General features: G+C 71.6%; 8 protein-coding genes. 7 read left to right on the top strand and 1 reads right to left on the bottom strand.

Features of this window, described 5'->3' with window-relative positions; all coding sequences use genetic code 11:
* The 7 genes from ACXAHD_RS17615 to ACXAHD_RS17585 form a co-directional block, all read left to right on the top strand.
* Positions 1–786: alkaline phosphatase PhoX (locus ACXAHD_RS17615; RefSeq protein WP_475051735.1), on the top strand; the 786-nt coding region annotated here is incomplete at its 5' end.
* A gap of 55 nt (positions 787–841) precedes the next feature.
* Positions 842–1,075 (top strand): hypothetical protein, encoded by a 234-nt coding sequence (locus ACXAHD_RS17610; protein WP_281553746.1) that lies wholly within the window; start codon positions 842–844, stop codon positions 1,073–1,075.
* Between the two features lie 64 nt (positions 1,076–1,139).
* Complete coding sequence (locus ACXAHD_RS17605; protein WP_475051733.1) at positions 1,140–2,432, top strand: M16 family metallopeptidase; 1,293 nt, start codon at positions 1,140–1,142, stop codon at positions 2,430–2,432.
* A complete protein-coding gene (locus ACXAHD_RS17600; protein ID WP_281553748.1) occupies positions 2,429–3,772 on the top strand; it encodes a M16 family metallopeptidase in 1,344 nt (447 codons plus the stop codon). The genes ACXAHD_RS17605 and ACXAHD_RS17600 overlap by 4 nt, the downstream gene beginning before the upstream one ends.
* A gap of 457 nt (positions 3,773–4,229) precedes the next feature.
* Complete coding sequence (locus ACXAHD_RS17595; protein WP_281553749.1) at positions 4,230–4,541, top strand: TraR/DksA family transcriptional regulator; 312 nt, start codon at positions 4,230–4,232, stop codon at positions 4,539–4,541.
* 121 nt (positions 4,542–4,662) lie between these two features.
* Positions 4,663–5,289 (top strand): GNAT family N-acetyltransferase, encoded by a 627-nt coding sequence (locus ACXAHD_RS17590; RefSeq protein ID WP_475051729.1) that lies wholly within the window; start codon positions 4,663–4,665, stop codon positions 5,287–5,289.
* 125 nt (positions 5,290–5,414) lie between these two features.
* Entirely contained in the window at positions 5,415–6,440 is a 1,026-nt protein-coding gene (locus tag ACXAHD_RS17585) for an aspartate-semialdehyde dehydrogenase (protein WP_281553751.1), read from the top strand.
* A 61-nt stretch (positions 6,441–6,501) separates the two neighbouring features.
* Here the strand turns inward: ACXAHD_RS17585 and ACXAHD_RS17580 are convergent, their stop codons facing one another.
* Positions 6,502–7,587 (bottom strand): PP2C family protein-serine/threonine phosphatase, encoded by a 1,086-nt coding sequence (locus tag ACXAHD_RS17580; protein ID WP_281553752.1) that lies wholly within the window; start codon positions 7,585–7,587, stop codon positions 6,502–6,504.
* Positions 7,588–7,645 lie beyond the last annotated feature (58 nt).

Below are 7,645 nucleotides of genomic sequence, written 5' to 3'. Positions count from 1 at the left end.
AAAAAACAACGCAGATTTTTTTTTTGGGCCTTCCTTTTGGGGGTCTTTTTTTTCTTTTGGGGGGTGTTCTCCTGTGGCCCCCCCCCCCCCCCCCCCCCCCTCTTCCCCCCCCCCCCGGTGCGGCGCCCGGCGATGGGCCGGTTCTGTCACGAGGCCGCCGCCGCCGATCCGGTCCGCGGCGTGATCTACCTGACCGAGGACGAGAGCAACGGCTGCTTCTACCGGTTCCGGCCGGACACCTGGGGCGACCTGTCCACCGGCACCCTCGAGGTGCTGGTGGCCGGCAGCGGTACCAGCGGGCCGGTCAGTTGGGCCCGGGTGCCGGACCCGGACGGCGGCCCGATCGCCACCCGCTTCCAGGTATCCGGCGCGAAACGGTTCAACGGCGGGGAAGGATGCCACTACGCCGACGGCGTCTGCTGGTTCACCACCAAGGGCGACAACCGGGTCTGGGCGTACGACGCGGTCGCCCAGCGGATCGACCTGGCCTACGACGACTCGCTGATCTCCGGCACCCCGCCGCTGACCGGCGTCGACAACATCGTCGGTACGCCGGGCGGTGACCTGTACGTCGCCGAGGACGGCGGCAACATGGAGATCTGCCTGATCACCCCGGACGAGCGGATCGCGCCGTTTCTGCGGATCAGCGGCCAGTCGTCGTCGGAAATCTGCGGTCCGGCGTTCTCCCCTGACGGCGGCCGGCTGTACTTCTCGTCGCAGCGCGGCACCTCGGGTGCGTCCTCCGGCGGCATCACCTACGAGGTACGCGGCCCGTTCCGCTCCTGACCTACGCGGCGGCGGAACGCATGACTCGGCCGTCGCCCGGGTAGTCACTCGGTCCATGAACACTGACACCGACGACGACCCGTTCACCGGCTCACCACCACCGGGCGCCGCCACCACGGGTCAGGCGGAAGCCGAAGCGGAGCGGATCGAATCGCGCGCCGGCCACCTGCTGCCGGAGGAGGAGGCGGCCGGCAGCGACGACCCGGTGCGTCAGGCCGCCGCCATCCTGGACGACTCCGACCGGCGCGAGCAGCCGCGTCCGCAGCCGGGCAGCGAGCCGCCCGGCTGACCCCGACGGCACCCGGCCGGCCCGGTGCGTCCGGCCGGGCCCCCGATCGGATAACGTCGGGCGCATGTCGCCCAACGGGTACCCCTGGCCGATCGAGACCACCCGGCTGGACAACGGCCTACGGGTCGTCGTCAGCCCTGACCCCAGCGCACCGGTGGTCGCGGTCAATCTCTGGTACGACGTGGGTTCGCGTCACGAGCCCGCCGGCCGGACCGGATTCGCCCACCTCTTCGAACACCTGATGTTCGAGGGATCGGTCAACGTCGCCAAGACCGAGCACATGAAGCTGGTGCAGGGCGCGGGTGGCTCGCTCAACGCCACCACCAACCCGGACCGGACCAACTACTTCGAGACCGTCCCCGCCGAGCACCTGGCCCTCGCACTCTGGCTGGAAGCCGACCGGATGGGCGGCCTGGTGCCGGCGCTGACCCAGGAGACGTTGGACAACCAGCGCGAGGTGGTCAAGAACGAGCGGCGGCAGCGCTACGACAACGTGCCGTACGGCGACGCCTGGCTGCGGCTGCTGCCCCTGCTCTACCCGCCGGGGCACCCGTACCACCACGCCACGATCGGCTCGATGGACGACCTGAACGCCGCCGACCTGGCCACCTTCCAGGCGTTCCACGAGATGTACTACGCGCCGAACAACGCGGTGCTGACCGTGGTCGGCGACACCGACGACGACGAGGTGTTCAGCCTGGCCGACAAGTACTTCGGCGGGATCGCCGCGCGGCCCGACATCCCACCGGCGCCGGACGGGCGTACGCCGGCACCGCTGGCCGGCCCGGTCACCGAGACGGTCACCACCGACGTGCCGGCAGCCCGGCACTACTTCACCTACCGCACCCATCCGTTCGGGACCTCGGCCTACGACGCGGCGACCGTGCTCGGCACAGTGCTGGGCAGTGGCCGGGGCAGCCGGCTCTACCAACGGCTGGCCGACGGTGCCCGGATCGCGCAGCCCGACTACCTGGGCGCGTACGGCGTCGACCTGGCGCACGCGCCGGCGCCGCTGATCATCACCGCGACCGCCCAGCCGACGGTGACCGCCGAGCGGCTCGCCGACGGCCTGTCCGAGGTGCTCGACGAGGTGGCCCGCGACGGCGTCACCGAGGCTGAGGTCGACCGGGCCAAGGCACTGCTCACCACCGGTTGGTGGCGTCAGGTCGCCAGCTTCGAGGGCCGGGCCGACACCCTCGGCCGCTACGCCACCCAGTTCGGCGACCCGGCCCGCGCCGGGGAGCGGCTGCCGGGCTGGCTGGCGGTCACCGCCGAGGCGGTCAACGACGAGGCCGCACACCTGTTGCGGCCGGACAACCGGGTCCAGCTCAGCTACCTGCCGGAGGGCGACCAGTGACGATCATCGCGCAGCGTCCCGGACCGGGCGCCGCCCGGCCGTACCGTTTCCCGGACGTGGTCCGGCGCAGCGTGGCCGGTGGCGAGATCGTCGCCGCCCACCTGCCCGGCCACCGACTGGCGGTGGCGACCCTGCTGCTGGACGCCGGTGCCAGCCGGGAACCGGTCGGCCGGGAAGGGCTGGCCGGAGTTCTCGCCAAGGCACTCGAAGAGGGCACCGAGACCCGGGACTCGGCCGCGTACGCCCTGGTCCTGGAAAGTCTCGGCACCGAGTTGTCGATCTCCGTCGACTGGGACTCGTTCCGGGTGGGCGTGCAGGTCAGCACCGACCGGCTCGGCGCGGCCGTCGAGCTGCTCACCGAGGCGGTCCGGACCCCCCGGCTGGATCCGTCCGATGTCGAGCGGGTCCGCGACGACGAGGCGACCGCGCTGCGGATGTACTGGGCCAACCCGGGGCCGCGGGCGGAAGCCGCGCTGCGCGCCGACCTGTTCGGTGCCGACCAGCGGCACGGCCGGCCGATGAGCGGCGACCCCGAATCGGTGGCGGCGGTGACCGTGGCGGACGTCGTCGACTTCCACAGTGCGTGGTTCACCCGGCCCGGCACCCTGCTGGTCGCCGGCGATCTGGACCTGATCGACCTGGACGCGCTCGGCGTGGCCGCCTTCGCCGGGGCGACCGGCTCGCCGTCACAGCCCGGACCACCGTTGCCGGTCACCTTGCGGGACCATCGGCGGATCATCCTGGTCGACCGGCCGGGCGCGGTGCAGTCCACGTTGCGGCTCGGCCACCCGGCACCGCACCGGGCCCACCCCGACTACGTGCCGATGACCCTGGCCAGCACCGTCCTCGGTGGAGCCTTCACGTCGCGGCTCAACCACCTGATCCGTGAGGTACGCGGCTACACGTACGGCATCCGGTCGGACTTCGGGATGTCCCGCCGGTTCGGGCGCTTCGCGGTCAGCTCCAGTGTGCAGACCGGGGTCACCGCGCCCGCCCTGATCGACTCGGTCGGTGAGGTGTCCCGTACCCAGGCCGACGGGGTGACCGAGGGGGAGCTGGCGGTGGCCCGGTCGTGGCGGGCCGGTCAGCTCTCGGTCGAGCTGCAGACCCCGCCGGCCATCGCCAGCGCACTGGGGACCCTGGTCGTGCACGGGCTGCCCGACGACTACCACGCCCGGCTGCGCGACGAGCTGCTGTCGGCGACGGTCGAGCAGGTCTCCGCCGCCGCCGCCACCCACCTGCAGGCCGAAGGGCTGACCCTGGTGGTCGAGGGTGACGCGGCGAAGATCCGCGACGAACTGACCGCCTCCGGCCTGGGGGAGCTGCACGACGCCGACTGATCCGCACCGGGCCAGGGGTGTCGTCGCCGGGCCCGGGGTGTCGGGCTCAGCGGCGTTGCAGCAGGCGCAGGGTGCGGAGCGGGTGCGGTCCGCTGGAACCCTACGCGCCGCTGCGGTTCGATCCGCCCCGCCAGGGCCGCCAGGTCCGCGTCGCCTGTCTGGTATGTCCGGTTAGGCGGTTAACGTGTTGGCTTCCCTGCGGTAGTGTCCTACGGTTGCCGGATGATCACTCCTGCGCAGCGCGACGGAGCCGTGACTGTCACGGCTCCGATCGTCGTGCGCACCTTCGCGCCGAGTGCCGTCGCGCCGGGCGTCCTCGTGTCCGGCGTCGCTGGTCGGCCGGGCCTGCCGCGCCCTACCGGCCGGGCGCCTCCGGAGCGCCGTCGCACCATCACGACGACGGCCACCAGGGGCGAAGCGGATCAGCTTCGGCCCTTTTCTGTTGCGAGGAGACCCGATGAGCACCGAACTGCACGGCACCCGCGGCACCGAATGGATCGAACAGGTACGGGTGCAACTGGCCGACCAGTTGGACACGCACCGGGCCCAGCTGACCGAGCTCACCGCCGACACCGGCGACCCGGGTGAAGCGCACACCCGGGCCGCGCTGGTCGTCGCCGCCCGGCGCGGCTACGACCAGACCGTCGAGGCGTTGAACCGGATCGCCGAGGGTCGTTACGGCCGCTGCGACCGGTGCGGCGGCGAAATTCTCCGGGAACGGCTGGAGATTCTGCCGCACGCCCGGTACTGCGTGCCCTGCACGCGCTGACCGCCGCCTTGCCCGCCTACCGCCTCGCGGTCGGTAGGCGGGCAAATACATTCGAACCCACGGCGGTGTGTCGTCCGTTGTACCCGGGTGTCCGCAATGTGCCGCAGAGAGGCGAGCGCTGATGCCCCAGCTCCACACGTCGGTGATGATCCGCTACGCGACCTACACCGACACCCCGCAAGTGGCCAAGACACTGGTGGAGGCATTTCTGGACACCCCCGAGTCGTCCTGGCTGATCCCGGACCCGGTCGCCCGTCGGCAGGTGTACCAGCGGTTCTGTCCGGCGTTGATCGACTACGGGCTGCGCCAGGGCAGCATCTACCGGACCGAGGACTACAGTGCGGTGGCGGTTTGGCGCCCGTGCAGCCTGATCCTGCCGAACCCGGTGGAGTACGAGCAGCTGCTCGACGACACCTGCGGTGAATACGCGTACCGGTTCCGGTTGCTGGACAACGCACTCGCCGAACGACACCCGGTGGGCGAGCACCACTACCTGGCGTACCTCGGGGTCACCCCGGACCGGCAGGGCAACGGCCTCGGTACGGCGTTGCTGAACCACCGGCACGCCATCTTCGACACCGCCGGCAGCGCCGCCTACGTGGTGGCCAGCAGCCCCGGCGCCCGAGATCTGTACGCCCGGCTCGGCTACCGGCTCACCGCCACGGCTCCGTTCCACCTGCCCGACGGCGGCCCGCTGCTCTGGCCGATGTGGCGCCAGCCGCAGCTGGCCCGCCGGTACCTGAACTGATCGCGTGTACCTGAACTGACTGCGCGGGGGTACGCCGACGGGTCGGAAGGTGACGCCGGACAACTCGGTTCCGTCCCGGCCCGGCCCGTCGGTAACCTTCGCAGCATGAGGATCGGGGTTGTGACATGAGGATCGGAATAGTCGGCGCGACCGGGCAGGTCGGTGGCGTCATGCGGCAGGTGCTGGAGCAGCGGGCGGTGCCCGTAGACGAGTTGCGGCTGTTCGCCTCGGCCCGCTCGGCCGGTCGGACCCTGCCGTGGCGCGGCAGCGGGATCGTCGTCGAGGACGCCGCCACCGCCGACTACCGCGGCTTGGACATCGCCCTCTTCTCGGCCGGCAAGGCCACGTCGAAGGAGCTGGCGCCACGGGTCGCGGCGGCCGGTGCCGTGGTGGTCGACAACTCGTCGGCCTGGCGGATGGATCCGGACGTACCGCTGGTGGTCGCCGAGGTCAACCCGCAGGCGGCTGCCGACCGCGCGAAGGGCATCATCGCCAACCCGAACTGCACCACGATGGCGGCGATGCCGGTGCTGCGCCCGCTGCACGAGGAGGCCGGCCTGGTCAGCCTGGTCGTCTCGACCTACCAGGCGGTCTCCGGCGCTGGTCTGGCCGGTGTCGCCGAGCTGGACGAGCAGGTCCGCAAGGTCGCCGAAGGGGCGGCGGCGCTCACCTTCGCCGGCGGCGCGGTGGAGTTCCCGGCGCCCCGGTCGTTCGCCGCGCCGATCGCGTTCAACGTGCTGCCGCTGGCCGGTTCGATCGTCGACGACGGCTCCGACGAGACCGACGAGGAGCAGAAGCTGCGCAACGAGAGCCGCAAGATCCTCGGCATCCCCGAGCTGCGGGTGAGCGGGACCTGCGTCCGGGTGCCGGTGTTCACCGGCCACTCGCTGCAGATCAATGCCCGGTTCGCCCGGCCGATCGACCCGCGACGGGCGGCTGAGCTGCTGGCTGACGCGCCCGGTGTGGCGCTGTCCGACGTGCCGACGCCGCTGCAGGCCGCCGGCCAGGACCCGACGTACGTCGGCCGGATCCGGGTCGACGAAACTGTCGAGCACGGCTTGGCGCTGTTCTGCGCCAACGACAACCTGCGTAAGGGCGCAGCCCTCAACGCGGTGCAGATCGCCGAGCTGCTGATCGCTGCGGCGGCCTGAGCCCGGCACCGCAACAGTCAGCACCGCAACAGTTACCGCCGCAACGCCGGGCGGGTCGTCGTCAGTCGGCGGCGACCCGTTCGGCGAGCAGCATCGCGGCGTCGTCGCTGATCTGACCGCCGGCGTGCCGCTGCAGCTCGGCGACGACGCGGTCCAGCACCTCCTGCCGGTCCGGCAGCTCCAGGCACGCGGTCACCCGGTCCGAGGCGAGGAACTCGCCGCGTCCGTTGCGGGCCTCCACCAACCCGTCGGTGTAGAGCAGCAGCCGGTCCCCGACCTGCCAGGGTCGGGTCACCCGGAGCGGCTCCGGCGCGTGGCGGCGCAGCCCCAACGGCGGGTGCCGGTCACCGGGCTCCAGGATCTCCAGCGTCCCGGTGGCGGGACGCAGTGCCGGTGCCGGATGGCCACAGTTGATCACGGTCAGCGTGTCGTCGGTGAGCTGCACCAGGGCGGCGGTGACGAACTGCGCCGGCTGGCCGGTACCCACTCCGTCGCGGTACACCGCCTGGTCCAGATCGGCGGCGACGGCGGACAGTTCCGGCTGTACGAAGGCGGACTGTCGGAAGGCACCCATCACGGTGGCCGACATCTGGACCGCCTGCAGGCCCTTGCCGCACGCGTCCCCGATGATGATCCTGGTCCCGTACGGGCTGTCCACGACGGCGAACAGGTCACCGCCGACGTTGGCTGCCTCGGACGCGGACAGGTACCGGGCGACCAGGGCGACATCGCCCAGCTGCGGCGGCGGTGCGCGTAGCACCGCCCGCTGCGCAACCTCGGCGATCTCGGTCATCCGGCGCAGCCGGGCCTCCCGCAGGTTCCGGGACCGGGCCACGTAGATCGACACGATGCCGACCGCGAAGACGACACTGCTGCGCAGCAGATGGTCCAGGCTACCGAACATGCCGCTGGGCAGCCCGGCGACCAACGCGACGAAGCAGGCGACTGCGGTGACCAGTGCGGTCCGTCGGGTCTTCTCGACGGCGGCGGCGAGCAGCGGGGCCAGCGACAGGAATCCGAGCACGACCGCGCTGGTCTGGGTCAGCACGTCGATGACGGTGATGACCGCGATCAGCGCCAACGCCAGCGGCATTCCACGCCAGCGTTCCGTGCGGTGCAGCAACGACCGGTCGGCCGGGTGCGGCACCCGCGAATCCGGCGAAAGAGGCTTACGCCAGCTGACCCGGCGTGCCCACACGGCGTGC

The sequence above is a fragment of the Micromonospora sp. ABR4_055 genome (assembly GCF_056160425.1).
The sequence above is the reverse complement of the archived record's forward strand: the minus strand, read 5'-3'. Positions and strand labels throughout refer to the sequence as shown.